This window comes from Hydrogenophaga sp. PML113 (assembly GCF_001777155.1).
In the GTDB taxonomy this organism is placed as follows: Bacteria; Pseudomonadota; Gammaproteobacteria; order Burkholderiales; family Burkholderiaceae_C; genus Hydrogenophaga; species Hydrogenophaga borbori.
Genome location: NZ_MIYM01000004.1, coordinates 427,103 through 448,764, shown reverse-complemented (window position 1 = coordinate 448,764; position 21,662 = coordinate 427,103). Strand labels below are relative to the sequence as shown.

General features: G+C 68.1%; 22 protein-coding genes and 1 tRNA gene. 11 read left to right on the top strand and 12 right to left on the bottom strand.

The features are described 5' to 3' along the window. Window positions 1-21: 21 nt before the first annotated feature. Window positions 22-336, bottom strand: a complete 315-nt coding sequence (locus tag BHU06_RS10590; protein WP_070399124.1) for a DciA family protein — start codon at window positions 334-336, stop codon at window positions 22-24. A gap of 64 nt (window positions 337-400) precedes the next feature. Here BHU06_RS10590 and BHU06_RS10585 point away from each other — a divergent pair, with 64 nt between their 5' ends. From BHU06_RS10585 to BHU06_RS10565, 5 genes are all read left to right on the top strand, one after another. Continuing rightward, window positions 401-1,354 (top strand): M23 family metallopeptidase, encoded by a 954-nt coding sequence (locus BHU06_RS10585; protein ID WP_070399123.1) that lies wholly within the window; start codon window positions 401-403, stop codon window positions 1,352-1,354. 175 nt (window positions 1,355-1,529) lie between these two features. Further along, window positions 1,530-4,283, top strand: a complete 2,754-nt coding sequence (secA, locus tag BHU06_RS10580; RefSeq protein WP_070399122.1) for a preprotein translocase subunit SecA — start codon at window positions 1,530-1,532, stop codon at window positions 4,281-4,283. Window positions 4,284-4,333: 50 nt separating this feature from the next. Then, the gene (argJ, locus tag BHU06_RS10575; RefSeq protein WP_070399121.1) at window positions 4,334-5,581 is read left to right on the top strand and encodes a bifunctional glutamate N-acetyltransferase/amino-acid acetyltransferase ArgJ; all 1,248 of its coding nucleotides are present in this window, start codon (window positions 4,334-4,336) and stop codon (window positions 5,579-5,581) included. After that, window positions 5,578-6,462 carry an ATP-binding protein gene (locus tag BHU06_RS10570; RefSeq protein ID WP_070399120.1) on the top strand — a complete coding sequence of 295 codons (885 nt, stop codon included), beginning with the start codon at window positions 5,578-5,580 and terminating at the stop codon, window positions 6,460-6,462. Before argJ ends, BHU06_RS10570 begins: the two co-directional genes overlap by 4 nt. An 8-nt stretch (window positions 6,463-6,470) precedes the next feature. Beyond that, window positions 6,471-6,908, top strand: a complete 438-nt coding sequence (locus tag BHU06_RS10565) for a (deoxy)nucleoside triphosphate pyrophosphohydrolase (protein WP_175442837.1) — start codon at window positions 6,471-6,473, stop codon at window positions 6,906-6,908. Window positions 6,909-6,921: 13 nt separating this feature from the next. Here BHU06_RS10565 and BHU06_RS10560 read toward each other — a convergent pair whose 3' ends face one another. The 8 genes from BHU06_RS10560 to BHU06_RS10525 form a co-directional block, all read right to left on the bottom strand. Beyond that, window positions 6,922-7,122 (bottom strand): DNA gyrase inhibitor YacG, encoded by a 201-nt coding sequence (locus BHU06_RS10560; RefSeq protein ID WP_070399118.1) that lies wholly within the window; start codon window positions 7,120-7,122, stop codon window positions 6,922-6,924. Between the two features lie 4 nt (window positions 7,123-7,126). Further along, window positions 7,127-7,882 (bottom strand): cell division protein ZapD, encoded by a 756-nt coding sequence (gene zapD / locus BHU06_RS10555; protein WP_070399233.1) that lies wholly within the window; start codon window positions 7,880-7,882, stop codon window positions 7,127-7,129. Between the two features lie 43 nt (window positions 7,883-7,925). Continuing rightward, window positions 7,926-8,534: a dephospho-CoA kinase gene (gene coaE, locus BHU06_RS10550; protein WP_070399117.1), complete on the bottom strand. Its 609-nt coding sequence runs from the start codon at window positions 8,532-8,534 to the stop codon at window positions 7,926-7,928. Continuing rightward, complete coding sequence (locus BHU06_RS10545) at window positions 8,531-9,388, bottom strand: A24 family peptidase (RefSeq protein ID WP_070399116.1); 858 nt, start codon at window positions 9,386-9,388, stop codon at window positions 8,531-8,533. Before BHU06_RS10545 ends, coaE begins: the two co-directional genes overlap by 4 nt. Then, window positions 9,388-10,605, bottom strand: a complete 1,218-nt coding sequence (locus BHU06_RS10540) for a type II secretion system F family protein (protein ID WP_070399115.1) — start codon at window positions 10,603-10,605, stop codon at window positions 9,388-9,390. The genes BHU06_RS10545 and BHU06_RS10540 overlap by 1 nt, the downstream gene beginning before the upstream one ends. Before the next feature lie 34 nt (window positions 10,606-10,639). Continuing rightward, on the bottom strand, window positions 10,640-12,370 hold the full coding sequence (gene pilB / locus BHU06_RS10535; protein WP_070399114.1) for a type IV-A pilus assembly ATPase PilB: 1,731 nt from the start codon (window positions 12,368-12,370) through the stop codon (window positions 10,640-10,642). A gap of 174 nt (window positions 12,371-12,544) precedes the next feature. Beyond that, window positions 12,545-12,621, bottom strand: a tRNA-Pro gene (locus tag BHU06_RS10530). A gap of 49 nt (window positions 12,622-12,670) precedes the next feature. Next, window positions 12,671-13,600 carry a polyprenyl synthetase family protein gene (locus tag BHU06_RS10525; protein WP_083293165.1) on the bottom strand — a complete coding sequence of 310 codons (930 nt, stop codon included), beginning with the start codon at window positions 13,598-13,600 and terminating at the stop codon, window positions 12,671-12,673. Window positions 13,601-13,879: 279 nt separating this feature from the next. On the opposite strand from BHU06_RS10525, the gene rplU reads away from it, so the two are divergent. The 4 genes from rplU to proB all read left to right on the top strand — a co-directional run bounded on the left by rplU (window position 13,880) and on the right by proB (window position 16,790). After that, entirely contained in the window at window positions 13,880-14,191 is a 312-nt protein-coding gene (gene rplU, locus BHU06_RS10520) for a 50S ribosomal protein L21 (protein WP_070399112.1), read from the top strand. Window positions 14,192-14,203: 12 nt separating this feature from the next. After that, a complete protein-coding gene (gene rpmA, locus BHU06_RS10515) occupies window positions 14,204-14,461 on the top strand; it encodes a 50S ribosomal protein L27 (protein ID WP_070399111.1) in 258 nt (85 codons plus the stop codon). Between the two features lie 80 nt (window positions 14,462-14,541). After that, window positions 14,542-15,636: an Obg family GTPase CgtA gene (gene cgtA / locus BHU06_RS10510; protein WP_070399110.1), complete on the top strand. Its 1,095-nt coding sequence runs from the start codon at window positions 14,542-14,544 to the stop codon at window positions 15,634-15,636. Further along, window positions 15,633-16,790 carry a glutamate 5-kinase gene (gene proB, locus BHU06_RS10505; RefSeq protein WP_070399109.1) on the top strand — a complete coding sequence of 386 codons (1,158 nt, stop codon included), beginning with the start codon at window positions 15,633-15,635 and terminating at the stop codon, window positions 16,788-16,790. Before cgtA ends, proB begins: the two co-directional genes overlap by 4 nt. Before the next feature lie 6 nt (window positions 16,791-16,796). Here the strand turns inward: proB and BHU06_RS10500 are convergent, their stop codons facing one another. Both BHU06_RS10500 and BHU06_RS10495 read right to left on the bottom strand, forming a co-directional pair. Next, window positions 16,797-17,315 carry a CNP1-like family protein gene (locus BHU06_RS10500; RefSeq protein WP_070399108.1) on the bottom strand — a complete coding sequence of 173 codons (519 nt, stop codon included), beginning with the start codon at window positions 17,313-17,315 and terminating at the stop codon, window positions 16,797-16,799. Next, window positions 17,312-17,953 (bottom strand): RNA pyrophosphohydrolase, encoded by a 642-nt coding sequence (locus BHU06_RS10495; protein ID WP_070399107.1) that lies wholly within the window; start codon window positions 17,951-17,953, stop codon window positions 17,312-17,314. Before BHU06_RS10495 ends, BHU06_RS10500 begins: the two co-directional genes overlap by 4 nt. Window positions 17,954-18,121: 168 nt before the next feature. Here BHU06_RS10495 and BHU06_RS10490 point away from each other — a divergent pair, with 168 nt between their 5' ends. Both BHU06_RS10490 and BHU06_RS10485 read left to right on the top strand, forming a co-directional pair. Next, on the top strand, window positions 18,122-19,867 hold the full coding sequence (locus BHU06_RS10490; protein ID WP_070399106.1) for a proline--tRNA ligase: 1,746 nt from the start codon (window positions 18,122-18,124) through the stop codon (window positions 19,865-19,867). Further along, on the top strand, window positions 19,864-20,493 hold the full coding sequence (locus BHU06_RS10485) for a lytic transglycosylase domain-containing protein (protein ID WP_070399105.1): 630 nt from the start codon (window positions 19,864-19,866) through the stop codon (window positions 20,491-20,493). The genes BHU06_RS10490 and BHU06_RS10485 overlap by 4 nt, the downstream gene beginning before the upstream one ends. Window positions 20,494-20,499: 6 nt before the next feature. Here the strand turns inward: BHU06_RS10485 and BHU06_RS10480 are convergent, their stop codons facing one another. Next, on the bottom strand, window positions 20,500-21,507 hold the full coding sequence (locus tag BHU06_RS10480; protein WP_070399104.1) for an AAA family ATPase: 1,008 nt from the start codon (window positions 21,505-21,507) through the stop codon (window positions 20,500-20,502). Between the last annotated feature and the right edge of the window lie 155 nt (window positions 21,508-21,662).

The following is a 21,662-nucleotide window of genomic DNA, read 5'->3' as shown; positions in this document are numbered from 1 at the left end:
CCGGTCTCCCGGCGGGCGCGCTCATCGGCCTGGCGTTTGGACTTTGATGCGGATTGCGCTAACCTGCGCCCCGCTTTCGTGCAATGCGTCACGCAGCGCGGGCAGCAGCTGCCGCAATTTGGCCGCCGCCGCGCTGCTGCGAACCAGCAGGCACCACTCGGCGTCCTGCAGGGGCCCGGCGGTGACCTGGGTGCGCAGGGCATGGGGAATGCGCTCCCGAACAAGATCGAGACAGCGCTGCGACTGGCGGATCCTGGCCTGCAGTTCGGCCAGGCCAGGCGCGGCGCCAACGGCCTCCTGCAGGCTGAAGACGGAGGGGGATTGTCGGGTCGGCATGCGGTCATTCTGACCGAGTCGGTCGTGCCGCGTCGAGCGGGTCGCTCAGCAAAGGAACAGAGCCGTGCACATCATCATCACCGACGCTTGGCTCGCCCGCCGCCAGGCCCTGCACCTGAACGGCTGGAAGCTGATCGCCGTGGCCGTGCTGGCCGTGCTGGGCCTCATGTTCGGCGCGGTGGCCACCTACCACTGGGTGTTCCTGGAGGGCATTCGCCAGGGCTGGCCCGGCTTCGCTTCGGTGGCGCGCCTGGTGCACCGCGACGATCCCGGCCAACGCGACGCCTACCTGCGCGCCAACCTCGACGCGATGGCGCGCAAGCTCGGCGAGATGCAAGCGCGCATGATGCAGATCGACTCGCTCGGTGAGCGCGTCGCCGGCCTGGCCGGCCTGGAGCCCGCGCAGGCGCGGCCGCCCCTGCCCGGTTCGGGCGGTGTGCTGGTCTCCAACCGCTCGCTCACGCTGGAGGAGCTCGCGCGCGAGATGGAGGCGGCGGACGCCGGCAGCGGCGCCCGCGTGGACTGGCTCACCGCGATCGAGTCGCGCCTCTTCGACCAGAAGATCCAGAGCACCCTGATACCGACGGAAAAGCCTGTGGCGGACGGGCGGGTGGGCTCGGGCTTCGGCTTCCGCATCGACCCGATCAACGGCCAGTCGGCCCTGCACACGGGCCTGGACTTTCCCGCGGAGACGGGCACGCCCATCGTGGCCGCCGCCGGTGGCGTGGTCATCGCGCAGGAGTACCACGCCGCCTATGGCAACCTGGTGGAGATCGACCACGGCAACGACCTGGTGACGCGCTACGCCCACACCTCCAAGGTCTTCGTGAAGAAGGGCGACATCGTCAAACGCGGCCAGAAGATCGCCGAGGTCGGCTCGACCGGGCGCTCCACCGGCCCGCACCTGCACTTCGAGGTGTGGGTGGCGGGCGTGCCGCAGAACCCGCAGAAATTCCTGCAGGCCGGCGAAACCCTGGCCCGCTCGCCGCCCGGGCCGAACGCCCCACGCACGCGCTGAAGCGCACCGGGGCCGGCCGCTAAAATGCCGGTTTCGCGCTTGAAAGCCGCGTGTTCGCCGGCATGTAGAGGCCTTGTGCCCCGTTGTCGCAGGCCGTGGGCGCGCAAGCGTCCTTCCGATCGATCCTTGCTGTCCACGCCAGGGCCTCGCAGCCTGGCCTCCCGGACGCCCTCATATGGCCACCAATTTCCTCACCAAGCTCTTCGGAAGCCGTAACGACCGCCTGCTCAAGCAGTTCCGCAAAACGGTCGAGCGCATCAATGCCCTGGAGCCGCAGTTCGAGAAGCTCGGCGACGACGAACTCAAGGCCAAGACCGAGGTCTTCCGCCAACGCCTGGCGCAGGGCGAGACGCTGGATGCCCTCCTGCCCGAGGCCTTCGCGGTCGTGCGCGAGGCCAGCAAGCGCGTCATGAAGATGCGCCACTTCGACGTGCAGCTCATGGGTGGCATCGCCCTGCACAGCGGCAAGATCGCCGAGATGCGCACCGGCGAGGGCAAGACGCTCACGGCCACGTTGCCGGTCTACCTGAACGCGCTGGCTGGCCAGGGCGTGCACGTGGTGACGGTCAATGACTACCTGGCCAACCGCGACGCCCAGTGGATGGGCAAGCTCTACAACTTCCTCGGCCTGACGGTGGGCGTGAACCTGCCGCAGATGCAGCGCGAGGAGAAGCAGGCCGCCTACCGCGCCGACATCACCTACGGCACCAACAACGAGTACGGCTTCGACTACCTGCGCGACAACATGGTCTATGAGGCCGCGGACCGCGTGCAGCGCCCCTTGCACTACGCGATCGTCGACGAGGTGGACTCCATCCTGATCGACGAGGCCCGCACGCCGCTGATCATCAGCGGCCAGGCCGAGGACCAGACGGCCGTCTATGTGGCCATCAACCGCCTGGTGCCGCACCTCAGCCGCCAGGAAGGCGAGGCCGATCCGCGCACCGGCGAGGGCGTGATCAAGCCGGGCGACTTCACGCTCGACGAGAAGGCGCGCTCGGTGCACCTCACCGAACAGGGTCACGAGAACGCCGAGGCCCTGCTGTCCAAGGCCGGCCTGCTGCCCGAAGGCGCCTCGCTGTACGACCCCTCGAACATCGCGCTGCTGCACCACCTGGTGACCTCGCTCAAGGCGCACCACCTGTTCCACCGCGACCAGCACTACGTGAACCAAAACGGCGAGATCGTCATCGTCGACGAGTTCACCGGCCGCCTGATGGCCGGCCGCCGCTGGAGCGATGGCCTGCACCAGGCGGTGGAGGCGAAGGAGGGCGTGGGCATCCAGCCCGAGAACCAGACCCTGGCCTCCATCACGTTCCAGAACTACTTCCGCCTGTACGGCAAGCTCTCGGGCATGACCGGCACTGCCGACACCGAGGCCTACGAATTCCAGGAGATCTACGGCCTGGAGACGGTGGTGATTCCGCCCAACCGCGTCAGCAAGCGCCAGGACCAACTCGACCGCGTCTACAAGACCACCAAGGAAAAGTACGACGCTGCGATCGCCGACATTCGCGAGTGCCACGAGCGCGGCCAGCCGGTGCTGGTGGGCACCTCGTCGATCGAAAACTCCGAGATCATTGCCCAGTTGCTCGAAGCGGCGAAGCTGCCGCACCAGGTGCTGAACGCCAAGCAGCACGCGCGCGAGGCGGACATCATCGCGCAGGCCGGCCGTCCGGGCGCCATCACCATCGCCACCAACATGGCGGGCCGCGGCACCGACATCGTGCTCGGCGGCAACCTCGAGAAGATGGTCGAGGCCGTGATGGCCGATCCCTCGCTGGATGAGGCCACCCGCGCCGCGCGCGCCGAGGCGCTGCGCGCGCAGTGGCAGGCCGACCACGAAAAGGTGGTGGCACTGGGTGGCCTGCGCATCATCGCCACCGAACGCCACGAGTCGCGCCGCATCGACAACCAGCTGCGCGGCCGCTCGGGCCGCCAGGGCGACCCGGGGTCCAGCCGCTTCTACCTGAGCCTGGACGATCCGCTGATGCGCATCTTCGCGGGCGACCGCGTGCGCGCCATCATGGACCGCCTGAAGATGCCCGAGGGCGAGGCCATCGAGGCCGGCATCGTCACGCGCAGCATCGAAAGCGCGCAGCGCAAGGTGGAAGCGCGCAACTTCGACATCCGCAAGCAACTGCTGGAGTACGACGACGTCGCCAACGACCAGCGCAAGGTCATCTACCAGCAGCGCAACGACATCCTCGACGCGCAGGACCTGCGCGCGCAGATCGACGCGCTGCGCGACGGCGCCATGACCGACCTGGTGCACCAGTACGTGCCCGAGGAAAGCGTGGAAGAGCAGTGGGACCTGCCCGGCCTGGAGAAGGCGCTGCGCGAGGAGTGGGCGGTGGACGTGCCGCTCGCGAGTTGGGTGGCCGGGGCGGAGGCGGTCGAGGCGGAGAACATCGCCGAGCGCGTGCGCGAGGCCGCTAAGGCGGTGTTCGAGTCCAAGGTCGACCAGGTTGGCGAGCAGAACTTCACCTCGTTCGAGCGCGTGGTGCTGCTGCAGACCATCGATTCGCAGTGGCGCGAGCACATCGCCGCGCTGGACTACCTGCGCCAGGGCATCCACCTGCGCGGCTACGCGCAGAAGCAGCCCAAGCAGGAATACAAGCGCGAGGCCTTCCTGTTGTTCGGCCAGCTGCTCGACTCGGTGAAGAACGACGTCACCCGCATCCTCATGAACGTGCGCGTTCAATCGGCTGAGCAGATCTCGCAGGCGGCCGAGCAGATGGAAGAGCGCGCCGAGGCCATCAGCAACGTCACCTACACGGCGCCCACCGAGACCGGTGAGGCCGAGACCCGCCCCGAGGCCGCCGTCGCCCAGGCGATGGCGGGCGAGGTGCCACGCGTGGGGCGCAACGATCCTTGCCCCTGCGGCAGCGGCAAAAAGTACAAGCACTGCCACGGCCGACTCGACTGAGCGGCTGGCGCCCTGGCCAGCCGTCCCCTTCCCGATCCGAGAACCCCTCCATGCCTGTCCAGCTCTCCAGTCCTGCCGTGGCCGATCTGCTGCCCATCGCGGGCGTGCGCATCGGTGTCGCCGAAGCCGGCATCCGCAAAGCCAACCGCAAGGACCTCACCGTGTTCCTGCTCGATGAGGGCAGCGCGGTGGGCGCGGTGTTCACGCGCAACCGCTACGCGGCGGCACCGGTGCAGGTGTGCCGCGAGCACCTGGCCAGTGGCCAGGGCGTGCGCGCGCTGGTGATCAATACGGGCAATGCGAACGCGGGCACGGGCGAGAGCGGCCTGGCCGACGCGCGCCAGACCTGCACCGCGCTGGCGCGCTCGCTGGGCCTGCACCACGAGCAGGTGCTGCCGTTCTCCACCGGCGTGATCATGGAGCCCCTGCCCATGGACCGCCTGCTCGGCGGCCTGCCGGCGGCGCTGACCAGCGCCTGCTCGGCGCAGCACGACTCCGGCGCCCAGTGGCTGGCCGCGGCCCAGGGCATCATGACCACGGACACCCTGCCCAAGGCCGCCAGCGTGTCCTTCGAGCTGGAGGGCCGCGCGCTGCGCGCCACCGGCATCGCCAAGGGCGCCGGCATGATCCGGCCCAACATGGCCACCATGCTGGGCTTCCTGGCCACCGACGCGGCGGTGGCGCCCGAACTCATGAACGAACTGGCCCGGCGCCTGGCCGACGCCTCGTTCAACCGGGTCACGGTCGACGGCGACACCAGCACCAACGATTCCTTCGTGGTCATCGCCACCGGCCAGGCAGGCCATCCGCCGGTGACCGACCTGTCCAGCCCGTCGGGCCGCGCCCTGCTGGACGCGCTCACGCCCCTGGCCCAGCGCCTGGCGCACGCCATCGTGCGCGACGGCGAGGGCGCCACCAAGTTCATCACCATCCGTGTGGAGGGCGGCCGCGACACGGCGGAGTGCCTGCGCGCGGCCTATTCTGTGGCGCATTCGCCGCTGGTCAAGACGGCCTTTTTCGCCAGCGACCCCAACCTGGGCCGCATCCTGGCGGCGGTGGGCTATGCGGGCATCGACGACCTGGACGTGGGCGGCATCGACCTGTGGCTGGGCGATGTCCACGTGGTGACGCGCGGCGGCCGCCACCCTCACTACCGCGAAGAAGACGGCCAGCGCGTGATGAAGCCGGCGGAGATCGAGGTGCGCATCGGCCTGGGCCGCGGCACGGCCAGCGACACCGTCTGGACCTGCGACTTCAGCCACGAGTACGTCACCATCAACGCCGACTACCGCTCATGAACCCCTCGTTCGAGCGCCTGATGCAGCGCGCCGAAGCCCTGATCGACCGCATCGAATCCGTGCTGCCGCGGCCCCTGTCGGCGCCGGACTGGTCGGCGTCCCATGCCTTTCGTTACCGCAAGCGCAGCAGCGGCCATGGCCTGCTGGAGCCCGTGCGCCACGTCGCCAGCATCGCGCTGGACGACCTGAAGGAAGTGGAGCCGCAGAAGGAGCGCATCCAGCGCAACACCGAGCACTTCGTGAAAGGCCTGCCGGCCAACAACGTGCTGCTGACGGGCGCGCGCGGCACGGGCAAATCCTCGCTGGTCAAGGCCTGCCTCAACGCGTACGCGGCGCAAGGCCTGCGGCTGATCGAGGTCGACAAGAGCGACCTGGTCGACCTGCCCGACATCGTCGAGGTGGTGGCCGGCCGGCCCGAGAAATTCATCGTCTATTGCGACGACCTCAGCTTCGAAGACGGCGAGCCCGGCTACAAGGCGCTCAAGTCCATCCTCGACGGCTCGGTCTCGGCGTCCAGCGCCAACGTGCTGATCTACGCCACCAGCAACCGCCGCCACCTGCTGCCCGAGTACATGAAGGAGAACCTCACGTACACGCACACGGCGGACGGCGAGGTGCACCCCGGTGAGGTGGTCGAAGAGAAGATCTCGCTGTCCGAGCGCTTCGGCCTGTGGATCAGCTTCTACCCCTTCAGCCAGGACGAGTACCTGGCCATCGTCGCGCAGTGGCTGTCGTCCTTCGGCGTGGCGGCCGGGGCGATCGAGGCGGCGCGGCCGCAGGCCCTGGTGTGGGCGCTGGAGCGGGGCTCGCGCAGCGGCCGCGTGGCCTACCAGTTCGCGCGCGACTACGCCGGCTCGCACGGCGCCGAGGCCGGGGCGTGAGCGCCGAGGTGCTGGTCGTCGACGGGGGGCGCGAGGCCGCCGCCGCCCAGGGCGCGACGGACGTGGCCGTCGGCGTTCTCATCGACGATCAGGGGCGCTTCCTGCTCACCTCGCGCCCCGCGGGCAAGGTCTACGCGGGCTACTGGGAATTCCCGGGTGGCAAGCTCGAGGCCGGCGAGACCGTGGAACAGGCGCTGCGGCGCGAGCTGCAGGAAGAGATCGGCCTGACCATCGGGCCGGCGAACGTCTGGCGCGTCCAACTGGTGGACTACCCCCACGGGCTTGTGCGCCTGCACTTCTGCAAGGTGTTCCAGTGGTCCGGCGAGCTGCAGATGCACGAGGGCCAGGACAGCCGCTGGGAGCGCCTGCCGGTGGGCTGCGAACCCGTGTTGCCCGGCACGGTGCCGGTGCTGCGCTGGCTGCAGGAAGAGGCCGACGCCGCCTGAGGCGCGGCGCGGTTCAGCGCGTCGACTCGGCGTCCCAGTCGTTCACTGGCGTGCCCTTGTCGGGCAGGGCGTACTGCTCGCTGGCCCAGGCGCCCAGGTCGCCTTGCTTGCAGCGTTCGCTGCAGAACGGGCGCCAGCGGTTGCTGGGGGCGTAGACGCTGTCGCCGCCGCAGGCCGGGCAGCGCACGATGCGGGGCTCGACCGGCTCGGCCATGGCCTCAGGCGCACAAGGCGAGCTCGAAGCTCGCGTCCTCGCCCGCCGGGTGCAGGCGGTGGTCCTCGCCCAGGCGCATGAGGCGCACCGAGAACATCAGCCGGTTGCCGCTGATTTCGGGGACCAGGCCGGACGAGGGATCGATGCGCAAGCGCAGCAACTGGAAGGTGCGCCCCTGGGGCAGGTTTTGCTGAAACTGCCCGCCGCTGGACACCACCTTCTGCGGCGCGCCGGTCTCGCGCATCATCTTCAGCAACAGCACCACGGCCTCGGCCAGCGGCGCCAGCGTGCGCGACCAGGCGCTCAGGTCGGCCTGGCGCTGGTCCGTGGCCAGGTGCTGCCAGTGGTAGTAGGCCGGCAGGTCGAATTCGCAGGTGCCGCCGGGGATGCCGATGCGGCTGCGGATGGCCATCAGCCAATCGTTCTCGGTGAGCGCCTGGCCCGGCTTGCCGGGCACGTCGGCGATCTGCGAGAAGCAGGTGTCGAGTTGGGCGATGGCGGTTTCCAGCGCCGACTCGGAAATGGCGGGATTGCCCCGAAAGCCCGCCAGCGCCTGTTTCTGCCGGTCGAGGTCTTTGAGCACGTCCGATTTCATGTCGGCGCGCGAGGCCACGTCCATGATCTCGAACAGCGTCTGGATCGCGTAGTGGTGATCCAGCGGGTGGTCGCGTGGCACGAGCGCGGCGAGGCGCTTGAACAGCTGCTCGAGCCGCAGGTAGGTGCGGATGCGTTCGTTGAAAGGGTATTCGTAGAGGATCACGGGCTCGCGGCGCGTGGGGCCGTGTTGGCCGCGCATGGGCGGATCATAGCCCGAAGCTTACCGATAGCCGGTCCACCAACCCATGCAAACGGTCGAGATCGTCCTCGTCGTTGAAGATCACCGCGTCGGCCACCGCCAGGCGCAGGGCCCGGGGGCTCTGGCTGCGCAGCACGCCATCGATCACCGCGTCGTCCCAGCCGCTGCGGGCGCGCACGCGGCGGCGCTGCGTGGCCTCGCTACAGTCGACCACGAGCACTCGGTCGAGTTGGGGCCGCCAGCGCGGCGACTCGGCGAGCAAGGGCACGTCGAACACGACGCAAGCTTTGTTGCTTTGGGTCACGCGGATGGCGATCTCGCGCGCGACGATGGGATGAACGATGGCCTCGAGCCGTTGGCGGGCGCCGGGGTCGGCGAACACCAGCTCGCGCATGCGGGCGCGGTGCAGCGCGCCGTCGCTGTCGATGAAATCCGGGCCGAAGCCGTCGCGCACCGCGGGAATGGCCGCGCCCCCGGCCGCCGTGCTGGCGCGGGAGATGGCGTCCGCGTCGATGAGCTCCGCACCGAGCGACTGCAGCCGGGCGCCGACCGTGCTTTTGCCGCTGCCAATGCCGCCCGTGAGGCCGATCCGCCAGGCCGGTCGCGCGGCGTTCACAGGCCGACGGCGGCCAGGATGGCCGAGGGACCGAACACCATGGCGGTGAGCCCCCCCAGCGCGAGGAAGGGGCCGAAGGGCACATACCCACCTTCGCGCAGGCGGCCCACCAGCTTGATGCCAATGCCGACGACCGCACCGATCACCGAGGCCATGAGGATGATGGGCACCAGCGCTTGCCAGCCGAACCAGGCGCCGAAGGCCGCGAACAGCTTGAAGTCGCCGTAGCCCATGCCTTCCTTGCCGGTGAGCAGCTTGAAGGCCCAGTAGACGAGCCACAAGGACAGGTAGCCGCCGACCGCCCCCCAGACGGCATCGGCCAGGTGGGTGGGCGTAACGCCGAGTGCCGCGGCGACCAGGCCCGCCCACAGCAGGGGCAGCGTGATGTCGTCGGGCAGCAGGGTGGTGTCCCAGTCGATGCAGGCCAGCGCGACCACGGCCGCGGCGAACCCGCACCAGGCCAGGCCGGCGGTGTTGAGGCCCCAGTGCCAGCCTGCCCAGGCAAACAGCGCACCGGTGGCCGCTTCCACCAGGGGATAGCGCGGCCCGATGCCCGCGCCGCACTGGCTGCACCGGCCCCGCAGCGCGAGGTAGCTCAGCACGGGGATGTTCTCGTACCAGCGGATGGTGTGGCCGCAATGCGGGCAGGCGGAGCGCGGCACCAGGAGGTTGTAGCGGTCTGCCGGTGCCTGGGCCTCTTGCGCCGTGCCTTGCAACTCCGCGCATTCGGCGGCCCATTGCCGCTCCATCATCTTGGGCAGCCGGTGGATGACGACATTCAGGAAGCTGCCCACGAGCAGGCCGAGCAAGCCCAACAGCGCCGCGGCGGGCGCACCGGTGGCCAGCTCCGCCATCAGACCACCTGGCCGAGCTTGAAGATGGGCAGGTACATCGAGACGACGATGCCGCCGATCACCGTGCCGAGCACCACGATGATGATCGGCTCCATCAGGCTGGAGATGCCGGCCACCATGTCATCGACCTCGGCCTCGTAGAAGTCGGCGGCCTTGCCCAGCATGTGGTCGATGGAGCCCGATTCCTCGCCGATCGCGCACATCTGCAGCACCATCGAGGGGAAAATGTTCGCGTTGGTCATCGCGGCCGTGAGGCTGGTGCCAGTCGACACCTCCTGCTGGATCTTTTCGGTGGCGATGGCATAGACCGAGTTGCCCGACGCACCGCCCACGGAGTCGAGCGCTTCGACCAGCGGCACGCCCGCGCCGAACATGGTGGCCAGCGTGCGCGTCCAGCGCGCCACCACCGATTTCTCGATCATGTCGCCGAAGATGGGCAGCTTGAGCAGCAGGCGGTCCATGAAGCGCTGGACCTTTTCGTTGCGCTTCCAGGCCTGCAGGAAGAAGTAGATGCCGCCGCCGAGGCCGCCGAAGATCAGCCACCAGTACTGGACGAAGAACTCGCTCATGGCGATGACGAACAGCGTGGGCGCGGGCAGGTCGGCGCCGAACGAGGTGAACACCTCCTTGAAGGAGGGGATCACGAAAATCATGATGACGGCCACCACCACGAAGGCCACGATGATCACGGCGGTGGGGTACATCAGGGCCGACTTGATCTTCGACTTCAGCGCCTCGGTCTTCTCCATGTACGTGGCGAGGCGGTCGAGCAGGTCTTCCAGGATACCGGCCGCTTCGCCCGCCTCGATCAGGTTGCAGTAGAGGCTGTCGAAGTACATCGGGTGCTTGCGGAAGGCCGCGCTCAGCGAGGTACCGGTTTCCACGTCGGCGCGGATGTCGTTGAGCAGCCGCGTGACGTTGGGGTTGGGGTTGCCGCGGCCCACGATGTCGAAGGACTGCAGCAGCGGCACGCCGGCCTTCATCATGGTGGCCAGCTGGCGCGTGAAGATCGCGATGTCTTTCGGCTTGATGCGCTTGCCGGACGACGTGCGGCGCTTCTTGATCTTGACCGGGATGATGCCTTGCCGGCGCAGCGTGGCCGTCACCTGGTTCTCACCCTGGGCGCGCGTTTCTCCACGCACCGCCTTGCCGTTGCGGTCCTTGCCCTCCCATTCGAACACGAAGTCCTTGACGCTCTTGCTTGCGACGGTGGCCATGGAATTCCTCAGGGGGCTGTGGGTGAGCGGTGGGTCATTCGTTCGTCACGCTGAGGACTTCCTCGAGCGAGGTCTGTCCCAGCTTGACCTTGAGCAAGCCGGACTCCCGCAGCGAGCGAACGCCTTCCTTGCTGGCCTGCTGCGCGATGTCCAGTGAGGTGCCGCCGCGCAGGATGATGCGCTGGATCTCTTCGGAGATCGGCATCACCTGGTAGATGCCGACGCGCCCCTTGTAGCCGTTGTTGCAGGCCGAGCAGCCCACCGGCTTGTAGGGCGTCCAGGTGCCGTCAAGCTCCTCGGGCTTGTAGCCGGCCTCGAGCAAGGCCTTGCGGGGAACGTCCAGCGGCGCCTTGCAGTTGGGGCACAGGCGGCGCGCCAGTCGCTGGGCGGTGATGAGGATCACGCTGGAGGCGATGTTGAACGTGGGGATGCCCATGTTCATCATCCGCGTGAGTGTCGTCGGCGCGTCGTTGGTGTGCAGCGTCGACATGACCATGTGACCGGTCTGCGCGGCCTTGATCGCGATGTCGGCGGTTTCCAGGTCGCGGATCTCGCCGACCATGATCACGTCCGGGTCCTGGCGCAGGAAGGCCTTGAGCGCGACGGCAAAGGTCAGGCCCGCCTTCTCGTTCATGTTCACCTGGTTCACGCCGGGCAGGTTGATTTCGGACGGGTCTTCGGCCGTCGAAATGTTTACGCCGGGCTTGTTCAGGATGTTCAGACAGGTGTAGAGCGAGACCGTCTTGCCGGAGCCCGTGGGACCGGTGACCAGCACCATGCCGTAGGGGCGCTGGATGGCCTCCAGCAGACGCTCTTTCTCTTCCGGCTCATAGCCCAGGGCGTCGATACCCATCTTGGCCTGGCTTGGGTCGAGGATACGGATCACGATCTTCTCGCCAAACAGCGTGGGCAGTGTGCTGACGCGGAAGTCGATGACGCGATCGGGCCCGACCTTGAGCTTCATCCGGCCGTCTTGCGGGACGCGCTTCTCGGAAATATCCATCCGCGAGATGACCTTGATGCGCGAGGCCAGCTTTTCCTTGATGGCGACCGGGGGTGAGGCAATCTCGCGCAGTTCACCGTCGATGCGGAAGCGCACGCGGTACTGGTGTTCGTAGGGCTCGAAGTGCAGGTCGGACGCGCGCATGTTGAACGCGTCGATCAGCATCTTGTGCAGGAACTTGACGACCGGGGCATCGTCGACTTCGCTGGCCTTTTCGGCGGCATCGGCGGTGGTGGTTTCGGCCGCCAGCTCATCGAACTCGACGTCGCCGACGATGTTCTCCATCGCCTCGGTGACCGATTTGGTCTGCGCTTCGACCAGGCGGCTGAGTTTGTCGAACTCCGCGATGACCCAGTCCACGCCCATCTGCGTGGCGAACTTGATCTTTTCGGCCGCCTGCTGGTCGGACGGATCCGCCGTCGCGACGATCAGGCGGTTGTTGCGCTTGCTGAGGACGACGATGCGGAAGTCGGCGCAGATCTTGGCGTCCAGCAAGCCGGCAGGCAGCCGCTGCACGTCAATGGCATCGAGGTCGAGCAGGGGGGCCGCGAAAGCCACCGACATGGTGTGCGCCAGGTCCGTGGGCGACACCGCGCCGGAGCCGGTCAACTCGGCAATGAAGCTGGTTCGGCTGCTTTGGGCCTTGCGGTAAAGGTCCTCGGCCGCGCGCTGGTTGAGCTTGCCCGCGGACACGAGCGCGCGCCCAAGCCCCGGAAGGGCCATGGACGGACTGTCCTGGTTCACCGAATCAACTGACGCCATATGCCCGTAATCTAACGGAAATCAACAACTTGGACGTCACAATTGACGCCAGTTATCCGGAAAACAGGGACTCACGTCGATTGACGTTGTATCTGCGTTGCGTCGGGCGAGCCGCCAGCTGGGGGCCTTGGAGCGCTACTGGGCCGCGCAGCGGTCGTTGATGTGACCAGATGATGGTCGGGGTGAGAGGATTCGAACCTCCGGCCTCTACGTCCCGAACGTAGCGCTCTACCAGGCTAAGCTACACCCCGTGTGGATCAGCGGATCCTTTGGCTGATGACGGTGCCAGAACCGTGAACTTCAGGAGCGACGCTCCAGCAGTGCAGCCGCCAATTGTAGCAAAGCCTCTTGGTGCGGATTCGACGGCAGCGTGGCCGCGGCGTCGAGCGCGCGCTGCGCCTCGGCGTGCGCCGCCGCCCGTGCGGTGTCCAGGGCGCCGGTGCCCAGGATGATGCGCTGGATGTCCGGCAGGTTCTCGATGCGGCCGTGTTCGATCGCGTCGCGGATCAGCGCCCGCTGGGCGTCATTCCCCGCTCGCAAGGCGCAGATGATGGGCAGCGTGACCTTGCCCTCGCGCAGGTCGTCGCCCAGGTTCTTGCCGAGTTCGTCGGCGCTGCCCTCGTAGTCGAGCACGTCGTCGATGACCTGGAAGGCCGTGCCCAGGGCCTGGCCATAGGTGGCGCAGGCGTGTTCGACGGCCGGGTCCGCCTGCGCCAGGATGGGGGCGAGCCGCGCGCTGGCCTCGAACAGCTTGGCCGTCTTGGAGCGGATCACGCGCAGGTAGGACGCCTCGTCGATCGAGGCGTCGCGCATGTTCATGAGCTGCAGCACCTCACCCTCGGCGATCACGTTGGTGGCGTCCGACAGGACCTCCATCACGCGCATCTGATTCACGTCGACCATCATCTGGAAGGCGCGCGAGTAGAGGAAATCGCCCACCAGCACGCTGGCGGCGTTGCCGAAGGTCTGGTTGGCCGTGGCACGGCCCCGGCGCAGCGTCGATTCGTCGACCACGTCGTCGTGCAGCAGGGTGGCGGTGTGGATGAACTCCACCACGGCCGCCAGCGTGTGCCGGTGCGGGTGCTCGCAGGCCAGGGCGCCGCTGACCAGCAGCAGCAGGGCCGGGCGCAGACGCTTGCCGCCGGCCGAGATGATGTACTGGGCCACCTCCCGCACAAGGGGTACGTCGGTGGTCAGGCGTTCGTGGATCACCCGGTCAACCGCGGCCATGTCGGCGCGGATCAGTTCGAGCGGGTTGTTCGTCGACAAGGCAAGGGACAAGTGAGGGGCCCGTGATTGGGTGGCGTTGGGCGGCGCTGGATTATAGGAAGCCCGTCCGACGGCCCTCGGGCTCTGGGCCTGCCCTGGCGGCACGGACCGACTGGTTTGCCTGGTGGTTTGCCGACGGCTATAATTCGCAGTTCGGCGGAAATCCGTCTGCCGATGCCTTCGTGGTCAGCCGGCTGTCTTGGCCGGGCTCTGCAGGAAGGCCAACTTCAAGAGGTTCCTATGTACGCGGTCATAAAAACCGGTGGCAAGCAGTATCGCGTGGCTGCCGGCGAAAAAATTAAAGTAGAACAGATTGCTGCGGACGTGGGCCAAGAGATTGTGTTCGATGAGGTTCTGGCGGTCGGCAACGGCACCGAGCTGAAAGTGGGCACTCCCTTGGTCTCCGGCGCATCGGTCACGGTCAAGGTGGTGGCGCACGGTCGTCACGACAAAGTGCGCATCTTCAAGCTGCGCCGTCGCAAGCACTACCAGAAGCGCCAGGGTCACCGGCAGAATTTCACCGAGATCGAAATCGCCTCGATTTCGGCCTAAGGAGCAGGCAAGATGGCACAGAAAAAAGGCGGCGGCTCTACACGCAACGGGCGCGATTCCAAGCCCAAGATGCTGGGCGTCAAGGCGTTCGGCGGCGAGCTGATCACGGCTGGCTCGATCATCGTGCGCCAGCGCGGCACCAAATTCCACCCCGGCACCAATGTCGGCGTCGGCAAGGACCACACCCTGTTCGCCACCGTGGACGGCCATGTGCAGTTTGCGGTCAAGGGTGCGCTGGGTCGTCACGTGGTCAGCGTCACCCCGGCCTGATCCTGCACGATCCTCGCGCAAGGGGCCCGCGCTTGCGGGCCTTTTTGTTGTCTTCGAGCTAGCATTCGCATCCAACTCCCATGAAGTTCGTTGATGAAGCCACCATCGACGTCGCCGCTGGCGATGGGGGGAATGGGTGCGCGTCGTTCAGGCACGAAAAGTACAAGGAGTTCGGCGGCCCCGATGGCGGGGACGGCGGGCGAGGTGGCCACGTATTCATGCTGGCTGATCCGAGCCTGAATACCTTGGTCGATTTCCGCTACACCCGCCGCTTCGAGGCACAGCGTGGTGAACACGGTAAGGGCTCCGACATGTTCGGCGTCAAGGGCGACGACGTGGTGCTCAAGGTGCCGGTCGGCACCATCGTGTCCGACGCCGAGTCGGGCCAGGTGCTGTGCGAACTGCTGCAAGCCGGTGAGCAGGTGATGATTGCCAAGGGCGGCGATGGCGGCTTTGGCAACATGCACTACAAGAGTTCCACCAACCGCGCGCCGCGGCAGAAGACGCCCGGCTGGCCCGGCGAACGCAAGGCGCTCAAGCTGGAGCTCAAAGTATTGGCCGACGTGGGCCTGCTGGGCATGCCCAACGCGGGCAAATCCACCCTGATCGCGGCCATCTCCAACGCCCGACCGAAGATCGCCGACTACCCCTTCACCACCCTGCACCCCAACCTGGGCGTGGTGCGGGTGGGGCCCGAAAGGAGCTTCGTGGTGGCCGACGTGCCCGGCCTGATCGAGGGCGCGTCCGAGGGCGCGGGGCTGGGCCACCAGTTCCTGCGCCACCTGCAGCGCACGCGGCTGCTGCTGCACCTGGTGGACGCGGCGCCGTTCGACGAGGCCGTCGACCCGGTGGCGCAGGCCAAGGCGATCGTGGCCGAACTCAAAAAATTCGACCCCGAGCTGCACGCCAAGCCCCGCTGGCTGGTGCTCAACAAGGTGGACATGCTGCCGCCCGAAGAGCGCGGGGCCCGCGTCAAGGACATCGTCAAACGCCTGCGCTACAAGGGCCCGGTGTTCGAGATCTCGGCGCTGACGCGCGAGGGCTGCGAGCGGCTGGTGCAGAAGGCCTACGAACACATCGAGGCGCAGCGGCAGCAGGCCATCGGGCCCGTCGAGATCGACCCCCGTTTCGCGCCGGGCGGCGGCGACGACGGATCCGGATCCATCACACCATGAGCCAGGTCATCGACAGCACGGCCAGCGAAGCGGCCGACCTCGTGCGCCACGCGCGGCGCATCGTCGTCAAGGTGGGCTCCAGCCTGGTCACCAACGAAGGCCGAGGCCTGGACGAAGGGGCCATCGGCCACTGGAGCCAGCAGCTCGCGGCCCTGGTCCAGCAGGGGCGCGAGCTCATCATGGTGAGCAGCGGTGCCATCGCCGAGGGCATGAAGCGCCTGGGCTGGAGCAAACGGCCGCACGAGATCAACGAGCTGCAGGCCGCCGCCGCCGTGGGCCAGATGGGCCTGGTGCAGATGTATGAGACGCAGCTGCGCGCCTGCGGCGTCGGCAGTGCGCAGGTGCTGCTGACCCACGCCGACCTGGCCGACCGCGAACGCTACCTCAACGCCCGCTCGACCCTGCTGACGCTGCTGCAGCTCGGCGTCGTGCCCGTGATCAACGAGAACGACACGGTGGTCAACGACGAGATCAAGTTCGGCGACAACGACACGCTGGGCGCGCTCGTGGCCAATCTGGTCGAGGCCGACGTGCTGGTCATCCTCACCGACCAGAAGGGCCTCTACACCGCCGACCCGCGGCGCGACCCCGAGGCGCGCTTCGTGCACGTGGCGCGCGCGGGCGATCCGGCGCTGGAGGCCATGGCCGGTGGCGCGGGCAGCGGCATCGGCAAGGGCGGCATGATCACCAAGATCCTGGCCGCCAAGCGCGCGGCGGCGTCGGGCGCTTCCACGGTCATCGCCTGGGGGCGTGAGCCCGACGTGCTGCTGCGCCTGTGCGCCGGCGAGGCCATCGGCACGGCCCTGGTCGCGCAGACGGCCAAGCACCAGGCGCGCAAGCGCTGGATCTCGGACCACCTGCAGCTGCGCGGCGCGGTGGTGGTGGACGACGGCGCGGCGGCCAAGATCGCGGGCGAGGGCAAGAGCCTGTTGCCGATCGGCATGACCGCCGTGGAAGGCGACTTCTCGCGCGGCGACGTGATCGCGGTGCGCGACGCTCGCGGCCAGGAAGTGGCGCGCGGGCTGGCGAACTACGCCAGCTCGGAAGCGCGCCTGCTGTGCCGCAAGTCCTCGGCCGATTTCGAGCGCCTGCTGGGCTACGCCGCCGAGCCCGAGATGATCCACCGCGACAACCTGGTGCTCAGCCGCGCCTGAGCCGGCTCAGCGCAAACGGTAGGGGTGCTCGCCCCGCAGCGTCTGGAGGATCTGGCGCGGCGACCCGTTCGGGGCTTTCCCGTCGCACAGGCCGGACTGCGCGAGCTTCAGCGCGCGCCGGGTGCTGCCCCGCGTGTCCATTGGCTGCCAGTCGTCCGAGGCGCTGGTGCGCCAGCTCGCGCTGTCCGGGTCCCAACGGCCGTAGACCTTGACCTCGGCCGCGTTGCACCGCACCCCCTCGTAGAGCGCATTGAGGGCCCCGCTGCGGCTGCGCGCCACGAAGACGTAGCGCACCACGCCATCGGCGCCGACGCTCAGCGTGTCCGGGTCGATGCCGTATTCGAAGGACGAGCGGTCTTCGATCTCGACAGTGACGAGCCGGTCGGTGCTGAAGCGCGCCGGCAGCGCCACCTCGCCCTCCTTCCAGGTCTCGGGTTCGCGGTACGGGTACTGCGCCCAGAGCGGGCCGCCCATGGAGGCCAGCGCGACGGCACAGACCGCCGCGCGGAAGAACCGGTTGTTCATTTGGAGACGGCGCCCTCGGGGCGAATGCTGGGTTGGGGCCCGGGGTCGAAGCTGGCGCCGGGGGGCAGTTCCAGGCCGGGCGGCGCCTCGGCGGCGGGAAAGCCATCGACCGGGCGATAGCCGCGCCCCGGATGGTGGCGCGGGTAGCGGCCGCGGCCGCCGTCCTGGCGCGGGACGTAACGCGCCAGCTCGGTCAAGGCCATCTCGTAGACGCCGCGCTTGAATTCGACGACCACGTCCAGCGGCACCCAGTAGTCGTTCCAGCGCCAGGCGTCGAACTCGGGGTGGCTGGTGGCGCGCAGGTTCAGGTGCCAGTCCTGCGCGACGAGGCGCAGCAGGTACCAGATCTGCTTCTGCCCCTTGTAGTGGCCGCGGGCATCCCGCCGGATGAAGCGGTCAGGCACTTCGTAGCGCAACCAGTCCTTCGTGCGGGCCACGATGGCCACGTGCTCGGGGCGCAGTCCGACTTCCTCGTGCAGTTCGCGGAACATCGCCTGTTCGGGCGTTTCACCGCGGTCGATGCCCCCTTGCGGGAACTGCCAGGAATGGGAGCGGATGCGCTTGCCCCAGAACACCTGGTTTTTCTGGTTGAGCAGAATGATGCCGACATTGGGCCTGAAGCCCTCTCTGTCAAGCATAATCAACCTCGATTTTTGAACTGCGACCATTATGCATCGCACCCCGCGCCCAGCGAAGTGATCGCACACCGCACGGCCCCGCGTCCCGCCTAGGGATATACCCGCAAGCGGTGCCGGCGCCACCCCTCCTGAACCCCCTTTCGCGCACCTCCCGGTGCAGGCCCCTTCATGAAAGCCAGCCAGTTCCTGATCACGACGCTCAAGGAAGCGCCTGCCGACGCCGAGGTGGTGAGCCACCGCCTCATGACCCGCGCCGGCATGATTCGCAAGTTGGGGGCGGGCATCTACAACTACATGCCCATGGGGCTGCGCGTGATCCGCAAGGTCGAGCGGATCGTGCGCGAGGAGATGAACCGCGCCGGTGCCGTGGAGCTCACCATGCCCGTGGTGCAGCCGGCCGAGTTCTGGCAGGAAAGTGGCCGTTTCGAGAAGATGGGCCCCGAGCTGATGCGCGTGAAGGACCGCCACGACCGCGACTTCGTGGTGCAGCCCACGAGCGAGGAGGTGGTGACCGACATCGCGCGCCAGGAGCTGCGCAGTTACAAGCAGCTGCCCAAGAACCTGTACCAGATCCAGACCAAGTTCCGCGACGAACGCCGGCCGCGCTTCGGACTCATGCGCGGGCGCGAGTTCATCATGAAGGACGCCTACAGCTTCGACCGCGACGAAGCCAGCGCCAAGCGCAGCTACGAGGTGATGGCCCAGGCCTACCGGCGCATCTTCGACCGCTTCGGCCTGAAGTACCGCGCGGTCGCGGCCGACAGCGGCGCCATCGGCGGTGACCTGAGCGAGGAGTTCCAGGTGATCGCCGCCACGGGCGAGGACGCCATCGTCTATTGCCCTGGCAGCGATTACGCCGCCAACTTGGAAAAGGCCGAGGCGCTGGCGCCTCAGGGGCCGCGTCCCGCGCCGGCCAACCCCCTGGCGCGCACGCCCACCCCCGGCAAGAGCACCTGCGCCGACGTGGCGCAGTTCCTGGGCGTTCCGCTGGCCACCACGGTCAAGTCCATCGTGCTGGCCACCGACACGCTCGACGACGCCGGGGCGGTGAAGGCCTCCAAGGTGTGGCTGCTGCTGCTGCGCGGTGACCACGACATGAACGAAGTCAAGGTGGGCAAGGTGCCCGGCCTCGATCAGGGCTGGCGCTTTGCCACCCCGCCCGAGATCGAGTCGCACTTCGGCTGCCGGCCGGGCTACCTGGGCCCCATCGGGCTCAAGCAGCCGGTGGAACTGGTGGTGGACCGGGAGGTCGCCGTCATGGCCGACTGGGTCTGTGGCGGCAATGAGGCCGACGTGCACCTCACTGGCGTGAACTGGGGCCGCGACCTGCCCGAACCCACGCGCGTGGCCGACATCCGCAACATCGTCGAGGGCGACGCCTCGCCCGACGGCAAGGGCGTGCTGGCGATCGAGCGCGGCATCGAGATCGGCCACGTGTTCTACCTGGGCACCAAGTACAGCCGCTCGATGGCCGCCACCTTCCTCGACGAGGACGGCAAGCCCAAGCATTTCGAGATGGGTTGCTACGGCATTGGCATTACGCGCCTGCCGGCGGCGGCGATTGAACAGAACCACGACGAGCGCGGAATCATCTGGCCGGACGCGATCGCGCCGTTCACCGTGGTGGTGTGCCCGATCGGCATGGACCGCAGCCCGGAAGTCAAGGCGGCGGCGGACAATCTCTACTCCCAGCTGCTGGAGCAAGGCGTGGATGTGATCCTGGACGACCGTGGAGAACGACCCGGGGCGATGTTCGCCGACTGGGAGCTCATCGGCGTGCCCCACCGCATCACCCTGGGCGACCGGGGCGTGAAGGCCGGTCAGGCCGAATACCAGCACCGGCGGGACAGTGCGGCCACGGCCGTGCCGCTGGCGGAAGTGGCGGCCCACGTAAAGGCCCGCCTCACGGCATGAACGCAGGCGGCTGGACCCGGCGCGACGGGCTGGCCGCCATGGCCGCTCTGGTGGGCGGGGCTTGGCTGCCGCGGGCGGCGCGGGCTGGCCAGCTGGAGGAGCCCCTGGCCGATTCCGTGCGCACGGCGCTGAGCGCGGCCATCGCCAACGACACGCCCCCGGTACCCGAGTTCTTCGACACCGAGCGCCGGCTGGCCTATCTGCGCTGGCTGGGCGCCAACAGCGAGCGCCTGCGCCGGCGCAAGCCCGACTTCCAGACCCGCATCGAATTCCTGCAGACCGTGTGGTACGAGACCCGCCGCGCGGGGCTGGACACCACGATGGTGCTGGGCCTGATCCAGGTGGAGAGCGGTTTCCGCAAGTTCGCCATCTCCAGCGTGGGCGCGCGCGGCTACATGCAGATCATGCCGTTCTGGGCGCGCCTCATCGGCGACGGCGACGTGGGCGGCCTGTTCCACATGCAGACCAACCTGCGCTTCGGCTGCGTGATCCTGCGGCACTACCTGGACCGCGAGCGCGGCAACGCCTTCATGGCCCTGGGCCGCTACAACGGCAGCCGCGGTCGCAGCGAGTACCCGAACGCCGTGCAGGCGGCGGCGCGCCAGTGGGCGCATCCCGACGCCTGAAACCCCTTACTGTAGGAAGCCGAGGCGGCCCTTGGCCGGCCCGCCGCGTGGCAGGTCCTCGGGTTCGAGGCGGTAGCGCTGGTCCAGGCGTGCGTTGCCGAAGGCGGTGACGAGGGCGCGGCGCATCTCGCGCGGTGGCAGGACGCCGAGCACGTCCAGCACGTCGGCGGGCACATCGGGGTCGAACCGCTGGCCCCAGTCGTGTTCGCCGCGGATGCCTCGGTACAGGTTGGCCGCGATCTTGCGCGCCGCTTCGGGTGAGGGCGGCTGGATCTCGAACACGTTCATGCGGTTGAGGATGGGCTCGGGGATGGCGCGCTCGTCGTTCGCCGTGGTGACCCAGATCACCTGGCTGGCGTCGATCGCCACCTCGGCGAACTCGTCGACGAAGTGCTGCGCGGTGTCGTGTTCGAGCAGGCTGTAGAGCGCGCCCAGCGGGTCGTACTGGGCGTCGGCGCTGGCCTTGTCGATCTCGTCCACCACGATCACGGGGTTGGCGTACTGGCCGTCCACCAGCGACTCGAACACCTTGCCGGGGCGTGCGCCCTTCCATTGGGACGAGGACCCGGACAGCAGCCAGCCGGCGGTCATGCTGCTCATGGGCACCAGGTTCATGCTGGTGCCCAGCAGGTCGGCGAGCTGGCGCGCGAAGTGCGTCTTGCCCACGCCGGGCGGGCCCAGCAGCAGCATCGGCGTCACCTCCAGGCTGTCGCGGCTGTCCTGGCTCAGGGCCACGTGGCGTTTGACGTCGTCCAGGGCCTCGCCGAAGTTGGGCATGAGTTCATAGAGCGGCGCCATGTCGGGCAGGCCGGAGGGCTTGACGGCGAAGCGCTGCGAGCCGCGCTCGAGCATGCGCTGCCAGGTGTTGCGCAGGCCTTCGTGCTCGCGTTCGTTGCCGCTGGCCTGAAGCTTGGCCAGCTTGCGCTCGACTTCGTCCGTGTTGAACACGCTGCGCATCTGGGCGATGGGCAGGCCCAGGGGGGATGGCGCGACCAGGCTGCGTGAGCTGCTCATGGAACTCTCCTTCGAACGCGGCAGTGAGCACATTCAAGCACGGTGCGTGCCATTCCGGCTCCCTGATAAGGACCGGAAAAGGCCCGCTGGCGTTCACTTTCGTGCAGAGCGTGCCAAAAGCACGAAGCCGCCCGGTGGGCGGCTTCGGTGGAGAT

Excerpts from the sequence above, each read along its gene's own strand:
- BHU06_RS10590 (WP_070399124.1), bottom strand. The coding sequence starts at position 336 with ATGCCGACCCGACAATCCCCCTCCGTCTTCAGCCTGCAGGAGGCCGTT.
- secA (WP_070399122.1), top strand. The coding sequence starts at position 1,530 with ATGGCCACCAATTTCCTCACCAAGCTCTTCGGAAGCCGTAACGACCGC.
- argJ (WP_070399121.1), top strand. The coding sequence starts at position 4,334 with ATGCCTGTCCAGCTCTCCAGTCCTGCCGTGGCCGATCTGCTGCCCATC.
- BHU06_RS10570 (WP_070399120.1), top strand. The coding sequence starts at position 5,578 with ATGAACCCCTCGTTCGAGCGCCTGATGCAGCGCGCCGAAGCCCTGATC.
- BHU06_RS10560 (WP_070399118.1), bottom strand. The coding sequence starts at position 7,122 with ATGGCCGAGCCGGTCGAGCCCCGCATCGTGCGCTGCCCGGCCTGCGGC.
- BHU06_RS10545 (WP_070399116.1), bottom strand. The coding sequence starts at position 9,388 with ATGGCGGAGCTGGCCACCGGTGCGCCCGCCGCGGCGCTGTTGGGCTTG.
- BHU06_RS10540 (WP_070399115.1), bottom strand. The coding sequence starts at position 10,605 with ATGGCCACCGTCGCAAGCAAGAGCGTCAAGGACTTCGTGTTCGAATGG.
- pilB (WP_070399114.1), bottom strand. The coding sequence starts at position 12,370 with ATGGCGTCAGTTGATTCGGTGAACCAGGACAGTCCGTCCATGGCCCTT.
- BHU06_RS10525 (WP_083293165.1), bottom strand. The coding sequence starts at position 13,600 with ATGGCCGCGGTTGACCGGGTGATCCACGAACGCCTGACCACCGACGTA.
- rplU (WP_070399112.1), top strand. The coding sequence starts at position 13,880 with ATGTACGCGGTCATAAAAACCGGTGGCAAGCAGTATCGCGTGGCTGCC.
- rpmA (WP_070399111.1), top strand. The coding sequence starts at position 14,204 with ATGGCACAGAAAAAAGGCGGCGGCTCTACACGCAACGGGCGCGATTCC.
- cgtA (WP_070399110.1), top strand. The coding sequence starts at position 14,542 with ATGAAGTTCGTTGATGAAGCCACCATCGACGTCGCCGCTGGCGATGGG.
- proB (WP_070399109.1), top strand. The coding sequence starts at position 15,633 with ATGAGCCAGGTCATCGACAGCACGGCCAGCGAAGCGGCCGACCTCGTG.
- BHU06_RS10500 (WP_070399108.1), bottom strand. The coding sequence starts at position 17,315 with ATGAACAACCGGTTCTTCCGCGCGGCGGTCTGTGCCGTCGCGCTGGCC.
- BHU06_RS10495 (WP_070399107.1), bottom strand. The coding sequence starts at position 17,953 with ATGCTTGACAGAGAGGGCTTCAGGCCCAATGTCGGCATCATTCTGCTC.
- BHU06_RS10490 (WP_070399106.1), top strand. The coding sequence starts at position 18,122 with ATGAAAGCCAGCCAGTTCCTGATCACGACGCTCAAGGAAGCGCCTGCC.
- BHU06_RS10485 (WP_070399105.1), top strand. The coding sequence starts at position 19,864 with ATGAACGCAGGCGGCTGGACCCGGCGCGACGGGCTGGCCGCCATGGCC.
- BHU06_RS10480 (WP_070399104.1), bottom strand. The coding sequence starts at position 21,507 with ATGAGCAGCTCACGCAGCCTGGTCGCGCCATCCCCCCTGGGCCTGCCC.